The organism is Verrucomicrobiota bacterium (genome assembly GCA_016871495.1).
GTDB lineage: Bacteria > Verrucomicrobiota > Verrucomicrobiia > Limisphaerales > VHDF01 > VHDF01.
On record VHDF01000095.1, the window covers coordinates 1 to 19,382 of the forward strand.

Annotated in this window: 16 protein-coding genes; 6 read left to right on the forward strand and 10 right to left on the reverse strand. The window is 59.7% G+C overall.

Annotated elements, in window-relative coordinates:
- Positions 1-288: 288 nt before the first annotated feature.
- The 5 genes from FJ404_16575 to FJ404_16595 all read right to left on the reverse strand — a co-directional run bounded on the left by FJ404_16575 (position 289) and on the right by FJ404_16595 (position 5,007).
- Positions 289-1,314: a carbohydrate kinase gene (locus FJ404_16575; protein MBM3824473.1), complete on the reverse strand. Its 1,026-nt coding sequence runs from the start codon at positions 1,312-1,314 to the stop codon at positions 289-291.
- The gene (locus FJ404_16580; GenBank protein MBM3824474.1) at positions 1,311-2,423 is read right to left on the reverse strand and encodes a hypothetical protein; all 1,113 of its coding nucleotides are present in this window, start codon (positions 2,421-2,423) and stop codon (positions 1,311-1,313) included. Before FJ404_16580 ends, FJ404_16575 begins: the two co-directional genes overlap by 4 nt.
- A 5-nt stretch (positions 2,424-2,428) precedes the next feature.
- The gene (locus FJ404_16585; GenBank protein ID MBM3824475.1) at positions 2,429-3,262 is read right to left on the reverse strand and encodes an HAD family hydrolase; all 834 of its coding nucleotides are present in this window, start codon (positions 3,260-3,262) and stop codon (positions 2,429-2,431) included.
- Positions 3,263-3,520: 258 nt separating this feature from the next.
- Positions 3,521-4,405 (reverse strand): ThuA domain-containing protein, encoded by an 885-nt coding sequence (locus FJ404_16590; GenBank protein MBM3824476.1) that lies wholly within the window; start codon positions 4,403-4,405, stop codon positions 3,521-3,523.
- Between the two features lie 179 nt (positions 4,406-4,584).
- Positions 4,585-5,007 carry a cyclic nucleotide-binding domain-containing protein gene (locus tag FJ404_16595; GenBank protein MBM3824477.1) on the reverse strand — a complete coding sequence of 141 codons (423 nt, stop codon included), beginning with the start codon at positions 5,005-5,007 and terminating at the stop codon, positions 4,585-4,587.
- Positions 5,008-5,033: 26 nt separating this feature from the next.
- Here FJ404_16595 and FJ404_16600 point away from each other — a divergent pair, with 26 nt between their 5' ends.
- From FJ404_16600 to secA, 3 genes are all read left to right on the forward strand, one after another.
- On the forward strand, positions 5,034-7,295 hold the full coding sequence (locus FJ404_16600) for a DUF1553 domain-containing protein (protein ID MBM3824478.1): 2,262 nt from the start codon (positions 5,034-5,036) through the stop codon (positions 7,293-7,295).
- The gene (locus FJ404_16605) at positions 7,292-8,731 is read left to right on the forward strand and encodes a DUF1501 domain-containing protein (protein MBM3824479.1); all 1,440 of its coding nucleotides are present in this window, start codon (positions 7,292-7,294) and stop codon (positions 8,729-8,731) included. The genes FJ404_16600 and FJ404_16605 overlap by 4 nt, the downstream gene beginning before the upstream one ends.
- A 192-nt stretch (positions 8,732-8,923) precedes the next feature.
- Complete coding sequence (gene secA, locus FJ404_16610) at positions 8,924-11,998, forward strand: preprotein translocase subunit SecA (GenBank protein ID MBM3824480.1); 3,075 nt, start codon at positions 8,924-8,926, stop codon at positions 11,996-11,998.
- A gap of 82 nt (positions 11,999-12,080) precedes the next feature.
- Here secA and FJ404_16615 read toward each other — a convergent pair whose 3' ends face one another.
- The 5 genes from FJ404_16615 to nrdR all read right to left on the reverse strand — a co-directional run bounded on the left by FJ404_16615 (position 12,081) and on the right by nrdR (position 16,207).
- A complete protein-coding gene (locus tag FJ404_16615) occupies positions 12,081-12,767 on the reverse strand; it encodes a VPDSG-CTERM sorting domain-containing protein (GenBank protein MBM3824481.1) in 687 nt (228 codons plus the stop codon).
- Positions 12,768-14,378: 1,611 nt separating this feature from the next.
- Positions 14,379-14,813 carry a cupin domain-containing protein gene (locus FJ404_16620; protein ID MBM3824482.1) on the reverse strand — a complete coding sequence of 145 codons (435 nt, stop codon included), beginning with the start codon at positions 14,811-14,813 and terminating at the stop codon, positions 14,379-14,381.
- Between the two features lie 29 nt (positions 14,814-14,842).
- Positions 14,843-15,184 carry a histidine triad nucleotide-binding protein gene (locus FJ404_16625; protein ID MBM3824483.1) on the reverse strand — a complete coding sequence of 114 codons (342 nt, stop codon included), beginning with the start codon at positions 15,182-15,184 and terminating at the stop codon, positions 14,843-14,845.
- A 1-nt stretch (position 15,185) separates the two neighbouring features.
- Positions 15,186-15,755, reverse strand: coding sequence for a hypothetical protein (locus tag FJ404_16630; GenBank protein ID MBM3824484.1), 570 nt, complete (start codon positions 15,753-15,755; stop codon positions 15,186-15,188).
- Complete coding sequence (nrdR, locus tag FJ404_16635) at positions 15,752-16,207, reverse strand: transcriptional repressor NrdR (protein ID MBM3824485.1); 456 nt, start codon at positions 16,205-16,207, stop codon at positions 15,752-15,754. Before nrdR ends, FJ404_16630 begins: the two co-directional genes overlap by 4 nt.
- A gap of 131 nt (positions 16,208-16,338) precedes the next feature.
- Between nrdR and FJ404_16640 the strand changes: the two genes are divergently transcribed.
- The 3 genes from FJ404_16640 to FJ404_16650 all read left to right on the forward strand — a co-directional run.
- Complete coding sequence (locus FJ404_16640; GenBank protein ID MBM3824486.1) at positions 16,339-17,100, forward strand: type II secretion system protein; 762 nt, start codon at positions 16,339-16,341, stop codon at positions 17,098-17,100.
- 89 nt (positions 17,101-17,189) lie between these two features.
- Positions 17,190-18,779 carry an AbgT family transporter gene (locus FJ404_16645; GenBank protein MBM3824487.1) on the forward strand — a complete coding sequence of 530 codons (1,590 nt, stop codon included), beginning with the start codon at positions 17,190-17,192 and terminating at the stop codon, positions 18,777-18,779.
- Positions 18,780-19,173: 394 nt separating this feature from the next.
- The coding region (locus tag FJ404_16650) for a hypothetical protein (protein MBM3824488.1) at positions 19,174-19,382 on the forward strand (209 nt) is incomplete at its 3' end.

Sequence of the window (19,382 nt, forward strand, 5' to 3'; positions counted from 1 at the left end):
GTGATCGCTCCGGCGCTGAGCCTCCGCAAATTCCTCCGTCGCGGACGGGCGATTGCGCGCGCGTTGCGGGTGATCCGTCCAAACCGCCTGATGCAGATGAGTCGCATGGCAACTATCCTTGCCAGCCATTAGGTTAATGCTTATGGAACACCGGGCCTACAAACACGGAGGCAGTCGCGATGGTAGGCCGCGTGCCCTCACGCGGCACACTGTCGCGGATTCAAGCTCAGTATCAAATATCCGGGTTAGGCATCGGAGGGAAGCAAAGGATTTCCCTCCATGTTCGTTTCAAAGGCACGACGCCAATCGCTCCGCAATCTGGGCGGGCGAGGCCGTGCCCGTGGTTCCGAGTTGATGAATGACGACGGACGCCGCGCACATCGCGAGGACCATCGATTCCTGCAAGGTCGCGCCTGCCGCCAGCGCCGCGGTCAAATTCGCGGTCACCGCATCCCCGGCGCCCACAATGTCGATTTCGCCCCGCAGAGGGAGCGAAGCCACATGGTGCGATTCCCCGGAAGGATCAGCCCCCACGATGCCATGCTCGGCCAAAGTGACGAACACAGGCCTTTGATTCCTTTCCGCCAGCTGCGCGGCGGCTTTCTGAATGGCTTCCACTCCCGCCGACCGCTCCAACGAGGTCATCACCGCCAGTTCGGCATGATTCATTTTGAAGATGACGCGTGGGAACCCCGACAACCCCCGTCGGCTGTCCGCCACGATCGGCAGCTCAGGCCGCTTCCTCGCCACGCGTCCCACGGCCTCGAGGACACGTTTCGTCACCACCCCGGTTTCCGCCCGATCCACTTGGTCCATCAATATGATCCCATCGCAACTTCCGGCCAGCGCCTCGACGCGCTCGGCCAACGCGGTCTGGAGTGGCGCCGGGGTCGGGTTCCAGTTCTTGATATCCAGCCGGTTGAGCTCGCGCGGAGCTCTGCCCGGTTCGAAAACCAAGGGCTTCGTGTAGGTGAACGTTCGAATGTCTGCGGAATCGACAAACGACTCCAGTCGCACCCCGGGCTGGGAGGCCAGGGCGCCATGCAACTCATATCCCTCCCCGTCCCGTCCTCGCATGCCCACGGGAATCAGGGTCCCCACGCCCAGGGCGACCAGGTTGTTCAGAATCGTGCCCGCCGCTCCTGGCTGGCACCGCACACGCGTGATGTTGTGAACCTCAAGCCCGGTCTCAATCGAGGTCTCCGATTTCGCGGGATCGATGTCGAAATACCGGTCTAGACAGAAATCGCCGACAATGCCCAAAGTCAATTGGGGATAGCGTCCGGTGATTTCCTGGAGCCGCTGCGGGGTCATGAGGAACCGCGAGCCAGCCGGCTGAAAAGTTGATGCAAAAAGAGCACGTTGTCGCACTGGACGTAGTGCATGCGTCCGCCCATGCGTGAAAAACTCTTGCAGAATCGCAAATAATACGCGGCGTTCTCCCGCGGTGGCTCGCCTTGCGTCCAATCCCACTGACCACCGTCCTGAAGGTCCACCACGTAAATCGAGAAATCGGCCAGGACGGGCAAACCGGCCTGTAAACGCAAGTTGTTCACGCAGCTCAACGATTTCTCGAAAACTTGGGGACCCATGATGGCGGATCCGATGGAAAGCACCACGCCCCCGTCAAGCTGGGCGACGCTGCCTCCGAACAATGCGAAATCGAGTCCCGCCGCCCGCCCCAGCGCCCCGCCGTTGAACATCGGATGATTCGAGATGATGTCGTATCCGATGCCCGGGTGAACGGAGAAAGCCACCTGATGCCGGAAGGCCTGGGCCAGCACCGACGTCTGCCGCCAGGGATGCACCACGATGTGGCGGCCCTCCGCCAGCTGGTGCGTATTCATCGCCACCAGCAATTCCGCTCGCGACGGCGAAAGGGGATGATCCGGCTCCCGCCGCAGCGCCTCTTCCAATTCTTTCCGCGAGGGCAGGGTCACGCCATCCTCCATGATATGCCTCCCGAGCGAACGTCCATAGCCGTCTCCTTGAATCGCCCCCGCCAGGAGCGCGAGGTGAATGTTCCTCCCGGTCTCATTCCAGGTGCCAAAGGAACCCGTCGCCACATTGTCCCGCACGCTCTCCGTGCTGCGTCCGAGATAGGCGAATTCCCAATCGTGAATCGTCCCGGCGCCGTTGGTCGCCAAATGGGAAAGCCAGCCTCGATCCATCAACTGGTTCAACAACAACTGGCCGCCGTTCTTCACCAGATGAGCGCCATAGATCAGCATGATCGAGGCCCCCCGACGGCGGGCCGCGGCCATCTCGGCCGCGCACCGGTCCACATGAGGTTCCACACCGGCGGGGCAGGGGGCCGGATCGTTGGACGGTTCCACCAGGACTTCTTCCACCCGGCTCAAACTGCGCCGCTCGCCGAGCGGATAGACCTTGACCTTGGACAGATCGAGAGGCTGGACGGGCATGGGAATCAATCGAGAAGAGCCTTCAACAACACCACCATATCCCGGTAGTCGGGAATGGCCAGATCCGCTCCGACCCCCATCAACCGTCGCCTTTTCCATTCATCCATGTTGCCGGAACCATTGTTCGCCTCGTCACTGGCCACGGCCACCGCGAATCCCCCCGCTTCCTTGGTATTCTGGATTTCGACGTATCCATCCCCGAACGAGAGCAACTGCTCTCCGGGGATCGCATGGTCGGCGATGATCTTGTCGATGATCATCTTCTTCGAAAATGATTTGTAGTCGTCTTTCGCGCCATGAATGCGGCCCTGGAAATAACGGCTGACCTGGAGGATCTCCGCCTCCTGCTTCACGTACTGCTCGTCGGTTCCGCTAGCCAGGTAAAGGGTCAAACCTCTCCTCGCCAGATCGTCCAGCAGCGCCCTCGACCGATGAACCAGAAAGTCATCCGGACTCGCCCGACCGCCGCGCAGCGACTTGATCCGGTCCCGAATACGAAAATCCAGGCGCCGCAAGTACTCGTGTTTGTATTCCAGGGGTTCGAGCGGCGATCCGCCTCTTTCCTTGACCCGCTCGGCAAACTGCATCATCTGGTAAATGGTCTGCTTGCCGTTCAACTTCATGATGTCGTCGAAGAGCATTTGCCGGACAGCCTCCTCGTTCTCGCCCGCCCGGCGCGGCAACATCTCCATGAACATCGGCACCATCACCTCGGGCCATCCCTGCCGGATCAAGGACAGGGTTCCGTCGAAGTCGAACAACACATGCGTGATTCGGGCGGGTTTGCGGCACGTCGGCGCCACTTCAATGCGCCCGGTGAGCGGAAGATTCAAAAACATTGAGGCCTGAGATACGAGGGCCGCTCCGGGAAGTCAAACTCCGCGAACGGGGTGACCGTCCCGCCGGTGCATCCGCAAGTGGTCGGGGCGCGCCGTTCCCGGCGCTTCCGCTCGTGCCCATCGGCCGCGGCGATCTCCTCCCGCTCCATGGCCCGCCCTGGGTGGATGCCTTCGCCCTGGTCGCACCCTTGCCCGTTGCAGCGGCCATGCCCCTTTGAAGACACGCCCTGAAGCAGCGTGAACGCCGCGCCCCGGCGGTCACTCCCGCAGGCTGGCCTTCTCCGCGGATGGGAAGTCCGGGGGCACCTTCTGAGTGACCTTGCCCTGCGCCGCCCACTCGACTCCGCGTTGCAAAGTCACAATAAATCCAACGCAACGCTGCGAGGTCAGATCCGAGCCATTGTTGTGTCCCAACGCCGTGTGGAAGACGCGTCCGGCTCCAAAAGCGATCGTCATCAGCAGCGGCTCATGCTCGCCTGATCCGTTGGTTTCCCGGGTGGAAAGTGCGCTGGCCAGCACCGTCACATGCTTGGCCGGACCTCGCAGGCGATCATACAACTCGTCCTTGGCGTGCATCCAGCGCGACGGCAAACCCTTCATGATGGGATGTTCCGTGTCCCGCGTGTCCAGGACGAATCCGTGCTGCGATCCATGGCTGCCGCCGCGCCCCGGACTCGGATCCGGCACGAATCTTCCGTTGCGAAAGCGCAAATAAGGTCCCCATTTTTCGTTGCGATCGCCCCAGCCGCCCAGCCCGATCATTTCGTTGTACTCCGGCCACTCGGGAAACGCGTTGTTGGCCGCATGCACGGACACGAAGCCCCCGCCTTCGCGGACGAATCGGACCAAGGCTTCCCGGGTTTCCTTCGACCACGGTTCGCCGTTGTAATTCGAGAGGATGACGCGATAACGCCCGAAGGCTGGTTTGAACGCGGACATGTCGCCCCCCTTGGCGGGCGAGGTGGCGACCTCGACCTTGAACAAACCCGTTTGCTCGAGGACCTTCTGCAGATGCGGCGTGGTGGATTTCCAATCGTGATTGTTTTGGCCATCCACGATGAGAACCGGGATGGACGCCGCGTGGATGAAGCCCGCCAGGAACAGCATCGCAGCAAGGACGGATCGCAAGGAAAAGGTGATCATGGAGTGAGGATGAGCCACGGACTGAAGAAAACAATGCCTGATTCACCTTGTCAGAGTGGAGGGAGACGGAGGGATGGAGCGAGTCGGCCCCCTCGGTCGCCTCGAGGCCGGCCCTGAGAAGATCGCCTTCACCTGCCACGCATGGAGGGGGATGGTCTCGCGCCGAGATGCGGAGACGCTCAAAAAACCGGCGAATCCTCCACCGACCTCGCATCGGCCGGATACCCATTCTCCGTGGCCAGGCTGCCCTCGGCGAACGATTCGCCGGCGCGGAAAATGTGGATCACCTGTTCCTTGTCGGCAACATTGACGCGGTGGACGTTGATCGCACCCGATTGCACCACGTAAAAGCCCTTCGAAGGCTCGCCTTCCCGAAAAAGGTAGGCCCCTTTCGTGACGAGCTTCTTCACCGTGATCTCCTGGATGGCGATCAGGTCCGCGGGCGGGATTCCTGCAAAAAGCCGGCATCCCCGCAGGGTTTCGGAAAGGTCGTTTTTGGAGGTCGCCGCCGTGGGTTGGGACATGCCTCCTTTGATAACTCCAGCCTCACTGAAAGTAAACGATCCAGGCCGATTTCGTTGCAACCTCGGGTTGCGGGCCATCGGGCCTTGTGTATAATCATCGCGGCATGGGAAAGATTCGCCGCGACATCCGCTCCGCTCAAGCCTCCTTCCGGTTCTGGCCGGAGCGGTCCGTTTCTTTCAGGGCTTGGTTGTTGATCTTCTCGTGGTTCGTGGCCGGGTCAGGCTCGGTTCTCTGCGGTTCACCCTCCGTGGCGTCCGACCATTGGTCCTTCCAGCCGGTTCGCGCCGTGCCCATACCGTCGCCGACCCGGCACAATCCCATCGACGCTTTTCTCGATCAGAGGCTTCGGGAACGAGGCCTCCGTTCAGCACCTCCGGCCTCCCGGGAGGCGTGGTTAAGACGAGTGTCTTTCGATCTGACCGGCCTTCCTCCCACGCCCTCCGAACGAGCCTCATTCCTCGCGGACCGTTCACAAAAGGCCCGGGAACGCGTCGTGGACCGCCTCCTGGCGTCGCCCCGCCACGGAGAACGCTGGGCTCAACACTGGCTTGACCTGGCGCATTACGCGGATTCCAACGGATTCGAACTCGATGCGGACCGGCCCGACGCCTGGCGTTATCGGGATTGGGTCATTGCCGCGCTCAACCGGGACCTTCCTTACGATGAGTTCCTCACCCTTCAGGTCGCGGGAGACGAAGCCGCACCGGGGCAGGTTGAGGCCTTGATCGCTTCAGGATTCGGCCGGGCCGGGCCGCGCGAGGAAGTCGCCGGAAACATCGATCCCGAGGTCAAGCGCCAGGACGAGCTCACGCATGTCACTTCCACGATAGGCTCTGTTTTTATGGGCCTCACCATCGGGTGCGCGCGATGCCACGATCACAAGTTCGATCCCATTCCCGCCGCCGACTACTACAGCTTGCAAGCTCACTTCGCCGGCGTGCAACTTCAGGACCCGCCCATTTACCAACCCGAGGAGCTCACTCGATTTCAAGCGGAGTCCAACCGGATTCGGGTCCTGATCCAACCCCTTGCGGAAGCGCGCAAGAAGTTAGAGCAACCTTATCGGGACCGCCTGCGCGCCGCCAAAGAGACGGGGCTTACGCCTCAAGAAAAAGCGGTTCGGGCCAAACGTAAGGAAGATCGAACGCCAGAAGAACAGCGTTTGTTCGAGGGAACCAGCACTGCTTTAAATGTCACTTGGGAGGAAGTCGCCGAAGCGTTTGCCCAGCATCCCGCAGACCATCAGCAGCGCGAAGCCTTGAAGCGGCAGATCCATGACCTGGAAATTCAAATGCCCCCTCCGCCCGCCCGCGCCATGTCCATGGTTGAAGTCACCAATCGGCTGCCTGAAACCCAAGTCCTTTTCCGCGGCAACGTCAAAGCCAAGCGCGAAGCCGTGGAACCCGCCCCGCCTCGAGTGCTGGTGGCCCGTCGAGGGGGCGCGCCCGCGCCACCCCCTGTGGAACGGCTTGACCCAACCCGGTCCGGAAGGCGGCTCGCTCTCGCTCGCTGGATGGCCGATCCCTCGCATCCTCTGACGTCGCGTGTGATCGTGAATCGACTCTGGCAGCATCATTTCGGTCGAGGGTTGGTGGCCACTCCGTCGGATTTCGGCGCCCGCGGCGCCCGCCCCTCCCATCCCGAATTGCTGGACTGGCTGGCCGGGGAATTGATTCGAAATCAGTGGCGGTTGAAACCCCTGCACCGTCTGATGGTCCTCTCCGAAGCCTACGGTCGCGACTCGGATCCCGTCGATTCGACCTCCCATCGCTCTGATCCCGACAATGCAACATGGTGGCGAATGAACCGGCGCCGAATGGATGCCGAAGGCTTGCGGGACTCCGTCCTGGCCGTTTCCGGCCGCTTCGACGGCGCCGCGGGAGGACCCGGAGTGCGCGCGCCCCTCGAACCCGAGGTGCGCGAATTGATCTTCACCGAAGCCGAAGTGGTCGATCTCTGGCCGGTCGATCCGCGGGAACGCAATCATCATCGGCGCTCGATTTATTTGATGCGCAAACGCAACGTGCCGTACCCGCTGCTGAACGCCTTTGACGCCCCGGACGCCCAATCGCCTTGCCCCGAGCGCGCCGTGAGCACTCATGCGCCCCAAGCCCTCGCCCTCCTCAACAGCCAGTTCGCCCAAAAAGCAGCCCGCGATTTTGCGAATTCGTTGCTGGCTCATAGCGACAAACCAAGCCTCCGCGTCGAAGAAGCGTATCTGCGATGTTTCGGACGGAAACCCACGACTTCCGAGATCAAGGCTGCCATTCGATTCATCCAGGCCGATTCCAGGCCGGAAATGGAACGCTGGACCGACTTCACCCTGGCCCTGCTCAACACCAACGAATTCATTCACGTGCCATGAATCCCCATTCCGTTCCTCGACCTGTGTCTGGACAGGGTTGGTCGCGCCGCGATTTCCTGACCCGCGCCGGACATGGTTTTGGGGCGCTCGCTCTCGCGGATCTCCTCAGAATCGAAGCGGCGGCCCCCGCGCCTCGCCGACTGTCTCCTCAAGCCCATTTCGCCCCCAAGGCCAAGCGGTGCATTTTCTTGTTCATGGTCGGCGGCCCCAGCCAGATGGACCTTTTCGATCCCAAACCAGCGTTGGACCGGCTGCACGGCCAGCGCTTGCCGCCGAGTTTTGGCAAGATCCACAGCCAATTCCTCGAAAGCGACCCCCTTTGTCTCCGCTCAACGCGCACGTGGGGCCGTTATGGACAATGCGGCATGGACATGTCGGACCTGATTCCGCACATGAGGCCTCATGCCGATGACATCGCGCTCCTCCGGTCGTGTGTCGTGGACAGCGTTATTCACGCGCCGGCCCAGTATCAGATGAGCAGCGGACGCATGTTTATGGGCCATCCCAGCCTGGGAAGCTGGCTGACTTACGGCCTGGGCAGCATTTCGGACAATCTGCCCGCATTCGTGGTGATGTCGCAGCCGCAAGGCACGCCCGAAGGGGGGGCTCCGTGCTGGAGTTCGGGTTATCTCCCCGCGCGGCATCAAGGAACCCTGTTCCGTCCCGGGCCGAATCCCATCGTCAATTTGGCGCCGGACAACAGCGCGTTCACTCGCTCTCGCCAGCGCCGAATCATCGATTTCACCCAGGAGTTGAATCGCCGTAACCTTCGTCAAGGCGATGCCGAGCTCGAAGCCCGGATTGCCAGCTACGAGCTCGCCTTCAGGATGCAGGCCGAGGCGCCGGACGCCGTCGATCTCTCCCGCGAATCCGCGGCAACCCGGGCGCTCTATGGTGTGGATCAACCCGCCACGGCCGACTTCGGCTCGCGCTGCCTGATCGCACGGCGGCTCCTTGAGCGCGGAGTCCGCTTCGTCCAACTCTATTCCGGCGGCGGACCGGTCGCCTGGCAATGGGACGCTCACGATGACGTGAACGCGAATCACGAGCGGATGTGTGGAGCCACCGACAAGCCGGTGGCAGCCTTGCTCACCGATTTGAAGCGTAGAGGTTTGCTGGACGATACCCTGGTCATCTGGGGCGGGGAGTTTGGACGTACTCCCGTCAGCCAGAAGGGAAGCCGCGGGCGCGACCACAACGCCACAGGATTCTCCATGTGGTTCGCAGGTGGAGGCGTCAAACCAGGGACGATCCATGGATCCACGGACGAAATCGGCCTGCATACCACCTCAGGACGAGCTCACATCCACGATATCCACGCCACCATCCTCCACTTGATGGGGCTCGACCACACCCGACTCACGCACCCCCACGGTGGCCGGGATGAACGGCTCACCGACGTCCATGGGCATGTCATCCAAGGCCTGCTGGCTTGACGTTCCATTCCTCCCGGCTCAGGCAAGAAATGCAGCATCGGCAAGGCGCTCGTCACGGACCGGCGCCGAGCAAAAACATCCTGCCGATGTTGTTTTTTTGAGGTTTCGAGCGTCCGACGAGCCGGGGGGTTTTATCCTTTGACGGTCCATTGGACCTGACGTAGCGTCCCTCGACGAAAAATCGACTGACGCATGCTAGGCCTTATCATTAAGAAGCTGATCGGTTCCAAAAACGATCGGGAAATCAAGAAGCTTCGCCCGCTCATCGCCCAAATCAATGAGATCGAGAACCGGCTTCAACAGGAGCCGGCCGATGTCCTGCGTGAAAAGACCTCCGCCTGGAAGGCTGAACTTTCGCAAATCGAAGACCTCGAAAAACTTAGATCGAGGCTGCTCGAGATCCTCCCCGAAGCTTTCGCCGTCGTCAAAAACACCTGCCGTCGGCTCTGCGGCACCGACGTCACGGTCCGGGGCCACCCCCTTCGATGGGATATGGTTCCCTTCGACGTGCAATTGATCGGTGGTTACGCGTTGCATACCGGGCGTATTGCTGAAATGGCGACTGGTGAAGGAAAGACGCTCGTGGCCACCCTCCCGGTCTACCTCAACGCCCTCGCCGGGCGCGGCGTGCATATCGTCACCGTGAACGATTACTTGGCGGCGCGCGACAGCGAATGGATGGGGGCCGTGTACCGCTTTCTCGGGTTGCAGGTCGGATGCATTCTGCACGACCAGCCTCCGCCGGTCCGGCGCCAACAATATCAGTGCGACATCACCTACGGGACGAACTCCGAGTTCGGCTTCGATTACCTGCGCGACAACGGCATGGCCACCCGCGCAGAGGAACAAGTCCAACGCGGGCACTTCTTCGCGATTGTGGACGAAGTCGATTCGATCCTGATCGACGAAGCCCGAACCCCCCTGATCATCAGCGGACCCGCCGTCGCCGGCCACGACAATCAGCTCTACGACAAATTCAAATCCAAGATCCTGGATTTGGTCCACACCCAAAGCAGGCTCACCAACCGCATGCTCGCCGAGGCCGGTGAGGTCATCAAAAAGCTTCGCCCTGAGGCGGGCGCACCTCCTGCCGACGCGGGGGACTTGGCCCGCCAAGCCGGACAGCTTATTTACCGAGCCAAGCTGGGAAATCCCAAAGCCGAAGGCCTGCTGCGGCTGCTCGAGAATCCCGAGAACCACCGGTTGCTTCAGAAGGCCGAGACCGAACTGCACCTCGACCAGACCAAGAAGGAACTCTACGCCCAGAAAGAAGAGCTGTTTTTCGCCATCGACGAAAAATCACACGAAGCCGACCTCACGGAAAAAGGCCGGGCTTATCTTTCGCCCGAAGACCCCGAAAGCTTCGTCCTGCCGGACCTGATCACGTCCTTCCACGAAATCGATGCTAACGCCAGCCTCGACGCCCGGAAGCGCCTGGAAGCAAAAGGCAAGTTGCAGGCGCAGTTCGAAGCCAAGGCCCAGCAGATTCACTGCATCTCCCAACTGCTCAAGGCTTACTGTCTTTACCAGAAGGACGTCCAATACGTCGTGCAGAACAACAAGGTCATCATCGTCGATGAAAACACCGGACGCTTGATGACTGGACGGCGCTGGAGCGATGGACTCCACCAGGCCGTCGAGGCCAAGGAAGGCGTTGAAATCGAGCGCGAAACCCAAACCCTGGCGACCATCACGATTCAGAATTACTTCCGGCTCTACCACAAACTGGCTGGCATGACCGGGACCGCAGAGACCGAAGCGGGAGAATTTCTCGACATCTACAAGCTGGGTGTCCTCGTCATTCCCACAAACCGGGCGGTGGGCCGCAAGGACGCCCACGACACCGTCTACAAAACGCGGCGTGAAAAGTTCGAGGCTGTCCTGCGCGAGATTCAAACCATTCACAGCCAGGGACGTCCCATCCTCGTCGGCACCATCTCCGTCGAAGTCAGCGAATTCCTGTCGCGCCTCCTCAAGCAGGCGGCGATCCCGCACTCGGTCCTCAACGCCAAGTATCACCAGCAGGAGGCGGAAATCGTGTCCCGCGCCGGCCAGCGCGGCGCCGTGACCATTGCCACCAATATGGCCGGACGCGGCACCGACATCAAACTCGGCCCGGGCGTTCCCGAAGTCGGCGGGCTCCACGTCATCGGCACCGAACGGCACGAGGCGCGCCGCATCGACCGCCAGTTGCGCGGACGCTGCGCGCGTCAGGGGGACCCCGGTTCCTCCCATTTCTTCATCTCTCTCGAAGACGACCTCATGCGGTTGTTCGGCTCGGACCGCATGGTGAAGGTCATGGAACGCGTGGGTTTGGAGGAAGGGCAGGAGCTCGAGCATCCCCTGTTGAACCGCTCGATCGAGACCGCCCAAAAACGCGTCGAACAGCACAATTTCCAGATCCGGAAACGCACGCTCGAATATGACGACGTGATGAACAAGCAGCGTGAGGTCGTTTACGGCTTCCGCAACGAAATCATCAATTCCCAGGACGTGCGCGATCGCCTCATGGACATCATGGAGGAAGTCGTCGTGCAAAAAGTGGAGTCCCTCACCTCTTCCCTGAGCGACCCCTCCGAATGGACGCTGCGCCCTCTCGCGGATTGGGTGAACATCAATTTTCCGCTTGGCATACCCGAGGAAGAAATCTTAAAGGCGGCCCATTCAGGCAGCGAACCCCCGGTTCCAGGATCCCTCTTCGACGGGTTGAGCGCCGCGCAATTCGCGGTCTGCCAGTTCATTTCAGACAGTGTCCGGAAAGCCTACGAGCTCAAGATCAGTTTCGAACAACCGGACGCGCTGAAGTCCATCGAACGTTATACCATTCTCAGCGCCATCGACCAGCTCTGGCAGGAACACCTTTACGGGATGGACAGTCTGCGCAACAGCATCGGGCTCCGGGCCTACGGCCAGCGCGATCCGCTTCTCGAGTACAAGGCCGAAGCGTTCAAAGTCTTCGACGAATTGATGGTCAACATCAAATCGGAGATCTGCCACAACATCTTCCGAAGCGCTTCCAGCCTGATGGCCTTCGACCAGTTTCTTCGCAATCTGCCCCAACGAACGCTTCACGCCTCGACCAGCGCTTTTTCGGAGACTCCGGCCGCAGGGGCGGCCGCGGCGGAGTCCGGCAGCGACATGGTCACCGAAGCCACCTCCCAGATGCAGAAGGCTGCGCCGATCCGCACCGGACCGAAAGTCGGGCGCAACGATCCTTGCCCATGCGGAAGCGGCAAGAAGTTCAAGCAGTGCTGCGGAAAGTATTGAGTCCATGAAAGTAAAGGGGCGGCCGGGAAAGCCCGACCGCCCTCGCTGGAGGAACGAATCGCTTCGTTCGTTGGAATTCCGCTTACCGGATCTGGCGCTTGCGCCGTTGCATCCACGACAGTCCGGTGAGCCCGAGTCCGAGCATGGCCAGAGTGCCACCCCCGTCAGGCACGTGGTTCACGGTCAAGCCCACCAACTCGTCGTTGCTGCAACCCATCGTCACATGCCCGCCAATCGAGGAGAGCCCGATCGAATCAACCCAATTCATGGGCACTTCCAGATAGTAATGCGAAGGGCCGGACGAACCGTCCCCGCGAATCGTGCGCGGTGACGGCGTTGCATCCGCACCGCTGCCCGCGGAAATGGTCGCCGCTTGCGCATCGTTGATCCCACTGAACCAGTTGACCGAGCCCGTCGCTACGGTGGCGACCGCGCCGCTCACGTAACGCCAGGGATTGGATTGGCTCAGGACGGAGTAACGCACCGACATGAGCGTCGAGGCGCTGTTCAGTTGGTACACCGTGAAGCTGCCGCTCCCGATGCCTGTGCTCTTCAACGCCGTCGTGGACGAATCGCCGAAGTTGTTGAAATGGATCACGTAGTCGCAACCCATTGTGTTCGCGATGGTGTGATAGCCGTTGACTTCGGGGGGGTGCCGGATTCGGATTCCCGTCCACATCGCTGAAGATGTCGCCGGGATAGAATCCCCCCTGGCCTGCCACCATGTTGTATCCGCCCAGAATGCCGAGGGACTTTCCACTGTGAGCATCCCAGCTCTTGGTGGTGTTGTTCCACTTGGTGGAGGTATTCCAGATCAGGGCCTCCAGGTCCCACTGCTGGCCTGACGCCGTTCCAGGCTCGGTCTCGTTGTCTTCCTTGACCACGCTGTCGTGCCCGGTGGGCCCCACGCCACCTCTGGACACCCATGTGCTCTCCGGCGTGCCCCAGCCGGGGCCCTGGTTGTCAAACAGGGTGATGTCCCTGCCCAACACCGTCCCCGACATACTGGCCACTCCGGCAAGTACGATCAGTGTCCGCGTTCTATTTCTCAAAATCATTTCGTTTCGCTTTCCGTTCACACCACAATTGCCGAATGGTCCTAAGCAACGGGCATGCCATCCTGAGGGGTTCGGATTCAATGAAGTCGCAAGTATTTATCTATAAGTGCTTTGCGAATTGATTTCTCGGAAACTCTTTTTGAATTCAACGGAAAGAACTCTCGGATAACTGTAAACATTCCCTACATGGATACCCTCATCACAGGGTGGTGGAAGCAGTGCAAAACGAGCTGAAAGACCGTGGACAGAAGGGCTTAGGCGAGCCTAGCGCTTGAAATCTCGGAGTGGCAGGAATTCCGACAGAGAAGTTGCCGAGCTAGCCTTAAACCTCCCGACCGACTTGATGGTGAGTAACTTGAGCATCAAGTTAGTCGGGAGGCTTAAGGTTTAAATCGTCGCAACCGACCGAACGCAACTCAAACTCGTTCCGCAAATGGAAATCAACCCCAACGGGGTTGTGACTAAAACCTATTTCCGTTTGGCAGGGTAACGCCACAACCGCGTTGCGGTTGAATTCATTACAAACGGCCACCCAAGGTAGCTCGTTCCTCGCAACCTTGGGCTGGAGGACACAATCCCTTTAGGATTGAACGCGGGATTCCGTCGCCCTTGGCTTCGCCCATTCCGTGGCCTATTCGCCCTGCCGAACTGGCTCTCGTTTCACCATCCTTGCGTCATGCCCCCATCATTCTCTGCCGTTCGCATTCATTTGGTCTTCTCCACCAAAGCCCGGTGGCCTTGGCTTGGCGACAACATCAAAATGGCCCCTGCCCAGAAGAAGAAATCCTTGGCACCAGAAAAGTTTGCGTCGCTCTGGAAGATACCCTCAACCAGAGCGACGCAGGCTCCACCCAACCAACTCTTGGGTTCCAGATTCAACAGGAACCTGGATGTCCAGACGTTGAGCAACCCGCGTGCCAGTGATGAAAACCTTCTAAAATCCCCTGAATTCTTAGGAAAACAGCACGGAAGCTTCGTCTGAGTGATTCGAAACGTGTGAAAACAACGCACTCACCTTCAACTTCCACGCTACCCCGCAGAACTCACTCGCCATGCGACTGGAGTTTGAATTCCCCGCTCTCACCCGCATACTTCACACTCGACTGGGTCGGGAAACGTTCCCCATCAGTTTCAACCATGCGGGTTAGATCGAACCGCGTCCCCCGATCCACAAATGGATGTCATTCTCTTTCCACACCCAATTGGAAGAAGTTCCTCCTCGGACCACGCCCCAAGAATACATTTTCGTGCAACAAGGGCGCAGTTTTACTAGCCCGGAAATCCCCAGTCGCGAAAAAAGTATGAAATTTCCGGGCTCAACCTTAGATCAAAATCGGCAGACGGAAAGTATCCTGCGCTTCGTGCCTCTGAGGCGAAAACTCAATGGCCAATCCTTCTTCCAGAGGCCGAAAGGCATGAACGATTCCGGTGTCGATCCGCGCCAAATCGCCCCCTTCTGCCTGGAGCCGAACAACCTCGCCCCCATCCCTCTCCCGCAAAGCCATTTCAACACGCCCCGCCACAACATAAACCCACTCCAGTTTTTTGAGATGGTAATGATTGCCACGCACGGTGCCCGGCTTGAGCTGGATCATCGCCAGGTATCGCATCCCTTCGTCTCCATCGTAAAACTGCGCCAACTCCCCCTGCGGTAGCTGCAGCCTTTTCAGAATCGGCGCGTCTGCTGCAGTGGGGGCGGTCAACATGGGAGTGGAAGTGATCCGAACCCTTCCGCCGAGCAAAACGCGTTCCGTCATGACGCATTCACCTGAGCTTGGAACCCGCTTCAACCTGGAGGCCAGCCCAGCGGGCGCCCGCCTAAAATGTGGCAATGCAAATGGGGAACGGTTTCGCCTCCATCCCGGCCGTTGTTGATGACCAGCCGGTATCCCCGGTCGAGTCCAAGCTCCTTCGCCACCTGAGCCGCTTTCAGCAACAAGTGACCCAGCAGATTCTGATCGCCCGGCGCCGCCTCCCCAATTCGTGGAATGGGCTTGCGAGGCACAATCAACACATGAACCGGCGCTTGAGGGTTGATATCGCGAAAGGCGATGACCGAATCATCCTCATACACGATCGCGGACGGAATCTCCTTGGCGGCAATTCGCTCGAATAGCGTCCGGCTCATGTTAACGGACCTCCATCGCCGCGGCCGGGCGTTTGCCCGCGTAAGACTCGGCATAACACTCGCGCAAAAAAGAAACGATTTCGTCGTTCAACCGCTGGCAGCGATCCGACCATCGACTGGCTCCCAGCAGCAGTTTGACGCAGGGTCGCAACCCCACCACACGAATGCCGCCTTCCTGCGAATCGCCCGATCGCCGCCGCAGTTCATGGCGCACTTCACGGAAAAAAAACAACTCGCAGGACACTCCAAAGGCTTGGGCCAGAATACGCAGATCCAACTCGCGCGTCGCGGACGCCGCGGTTTCGAGATTCTCCGGCGCCGAAACCTTGAGCCCGAAATTTCGAAGCACGCGCGCCAACTGGCAGGCGAACTCGCCAACCGTGATGAAAGTCTTGCCGAGTTCTTCGCGGAAATAGTGCATCACCGCCGTGGCGGCTTCCTGAATCATGTGGGGCTCAATTCGACTTACCGCCTCTCCAATCAGCTCCACCGTGACGTCCTGGGCTGAGCACGGCACCGACTCGCCGTTGGGCAGAGTGAACATGAGGTGGTCACGACGAAGCAAAATCATGCGCTGGCCTCCAGTTTTTGCACTTCCTCCACAAAATCCGTCGCCTCCTGAAAATTCCGATAAACGCTCGCAAATCGAACGTAAGCCACTTGATCCAGTCCTTTCAACCCCTGCATCACTTTCTCCCCGATTTCGTGACCCTGGACCTCGCGGTCGTAGCGATCGCCGAGTTCAGACCTGATCGATTCAACCAATTCCTCCACCGCTTTCGGTGAAACTGGCCTTTTCTGGCAGGCCTTCCGAATGCCCGAAAGAAGTTTCTCGCGCGAAAACTCCTCCCGCCGTCCATCCCGCTTCACCACAAGCAATGCCTCCAGTTCGATTTCCTCGTAAGTGGTGAACCGATGGCTGCAAGTCAAACACTCGCGCCGCCGACGAATCGTCGCGCCTTCTTTCGAGGCGCGGGAATCAACCACGCGGTCATCCTGACCACCACATTTCGGGCAACGCATAAGCTTCGGCCCGTGAACCACCGCATACTGGGGCCACGGGGGAGCTATCACACTAGCGGTGGTGGAGTCAAGAAACGGACTCGATGCTTTACACATTCAACCGCACGTCCTAGCCTGTCGCGCATTCTCCCATGAAGATACCCGTACGTGCCAGCCAGGGCTTCACGCTGATTGAACTCCTCGTCGTCATCGCCATCATCGCCATTCTCGCGGGCATGTTGTTGCCCGCGCTTTCACGAGCCAAATTCAAGGCCAAGGTTACGCATTGCACCTCCAATTACCGGCAGTGGGGTTTGGCGGTGAATCTTTATGCCACGGAAGATCCCAAGGGTCGTCTGCCGGCTTACAAGATGCCGCGCACAGGTCTCAATCCATGGGATGTTTCCCTGGACATGGCTCCAGGGCTCGAGAAGTACGGTTTGACGGTGCCGATGTGGTATTGCCCCGTGCGTCCCGCGGATTTCGCCGATGCCCAAAAATGGTTTGCCACTCAGCGGAAGGGCGAGACGCTGAGCAAAATCGAGGATCTCAACCGATATTTCGCCCGTTCCTTTGGGAATTTCGCGATCATCTGGCATTGCTGGTGGGTGCCACGCCCCCTGGACGACAACTCTCTTTTTCCCACCCCGAAAACCTCCGGCACCGTCACCCGCACCCAGGATGGCTGGCCCAGCCGCATGGAAGACTCGAACGCCTCCCTTCAGCCCGTCATTTCCGATCTCTGTCTGGCGGAGGGCACTCGCAACACCAACACCGCCAAAGCCCGGGCCGCTCACTCGATCGGACAGCGTTTGCAGAGCGTCAATCTCGCTTTCGCGGACGGACATGTGGAGACCCGCAACAGCAAGCAGATTCAATGGCAGCAGTCCGGGAATTGGACCACGTTCTATTGACTCGGTTTTGCCATTCAGGCGAGTTCCTCTCTTCGTCCCGACCTCCTTCGAGTTTGCGACCCTCGCCGCCCTGACGCGCTCGATTCTTTATGCCAGAAGCCTCCATTCCCACACCCACCGGACCTCCCACGCTCCTGCAGCGATTCCTCGATAAGCTCGAGTACTTCGGCAACAAGCTGCCGGATCCGGCCATGATCTTCGTGGTGGCCCTGGCCCTGACCTGGCTGGCTTCCGCCGTGTTGTCGCGGGTGGAGTTCAAGGAGATCGATCCGAGGACGGCCGTGCGTGACGCTTCGGGACAACTCGGCCAGCCTGCCCCGATCAAGGTCAAGAACATGCTAAGCCCGGATCAGCTCACGCTGTTCGTCTCGAAGATGGTCAAAACCTTCACCGATTTTCCGCCCTTGGGAGTCGTGTTGGTGGCTTTGCTGGGCGTCGCCGTCGCGGAGCACGCGGGGTTCATCAATGCAGGGATCAAGTATCTCCTTCAAGTCACGCCGGTTCACCTGCTCACCCCCGCCCTCGTGCTCGTGGGCATCGTCAGTCATTCCGCAGGAGACACCGGGTATGTGTTGGTGGTGCCGTTGGGCGGTCTAATTTTTGGCGTTGCCGGTCGTCATCCGGTGGCGGGGATTTGCGCCGCCTTCGCCGGGGTTGCCGGAGGTTTCAGCGCTTCTTTTTTGCCTTCGTCGCTTGATCCCCTGCTGCAGGGGTTCACGCAGTCCGCAGCGCAATTCATCAACCCGGCGCGCACCGTCAATCCTCTTTGCAATTGGTACTTCATGAGCGCGTCCACGCTCGTCATCTTGATCACGGCTTGGTTGGTGACCGACAAGCTGATCGAGCCGCGATTGAACAAGACGTTGAAGGTCGATGGATCGGGTGGAGGCGACGGGGCTGACCTGCGAAATCTATCCGATTCGGAACGGCGTGGGTTTTGGGCTGGCATGGCTTCCGCGGGCTTCTTGACCACGCTTCTCGTGCTGATCGCGTGGCCAGCATCCTCGCCGCTCCGTGCGAAGGACGGCAGCCTGACTGCTCACGGCGCGCCGCTGATGGATTCGCTGGTACCTTTGATCGCTCTCTTCTTCTTTGTTCCGGGTTTGGTGCATGGCTACATCGCCGGAACTGTGCGCTCCCATCGCGACGTCGTTCAGGGGGTGGCGAAGTCCATGGGCACGATGGGTTACTATCTGGTCATGGCTTTTTGCGCGGCACAATTCACCTACGTTTTCCGCGAGTCGAACGTGGGCGCGCTCATCGCCATCAAGGGCGCGGCGTTCCTTAAAGCCCTCGCTTTGCCGGGGGCCGTCACCATCGTGGGAATCATTGCCATCACGACTTCGGTCAATCTGCTCATCGGTTCGGCCTCGGCCAAATGGGCTCTGCTCGGACCGATCTTTGTGCCGATGCTGATGCAATTGGGGTATTCGCCGGAATTCACCCAGGCCGCCTATCGAATCGGGGATTCCAGTACCAACATTATTACGCCGCTGCTCCCTTATTTCCCGCTCGTCGTTGTTTACTGCCAGCGCCACTCCAAAGCAACCGGGGTCGGGACACTGATCTCATCCATGATCCCTTACACGGTTTTCTTCCTGATCACATGGACCTCGTTGTTGCTGATTTGGTGGGGACTCAAACTGCCGCTTGGCCTTCAGTCCAGCTACACGCCATAAGCAGAGCCGGCTGAGTTGTTTTCGTTCGTCGAAACTTTGTTCGAGGCTTGGGATTCCGAGGTCGGCTGTCGAACGAGTCTTTAAAGGACGGTGTGGAAGAATTGGACTGCCCGTCGCGCGCATGACGCCTCGGACATGAACCTGACCCATCAGGCCGTGCATGATGGCGATTTCTTCCGTGCTCGGCAGTTGCTGGACCGCCATTGCCCGGGAGGGACGACTTCCACGTCGTCCCCGACTTCCCGAGGGTATAGGCCCAAGGTTAAAGTCAAGGGACATACAATTTGTGAAAGAAGGGGGGAGTCCATCCGGCGTTATCAAAACGCGCTTTAAAGCAAAGGGACGCTTTAAAGCAAAGGGACAGACATGTTAAAAAAGGAAGCTTGATTTCAATTTGTTGACTCAGTATGGATTGCCCATGAGACAGGCGAGGATGAAGGTTCCGGAGGATCGGGAAAACGGGTATTACCATTGTTTGTCCCGAGTGGTGGATCGACAGTGGAAGTTCCAGGAGGCCGAAAAGGATAAGTTCGTGACCATCCTGCGCGAATATGAAGCGTTCTGCGGGGTTAGAGTCCTGACTTACTGTGTGATGTCCAACCA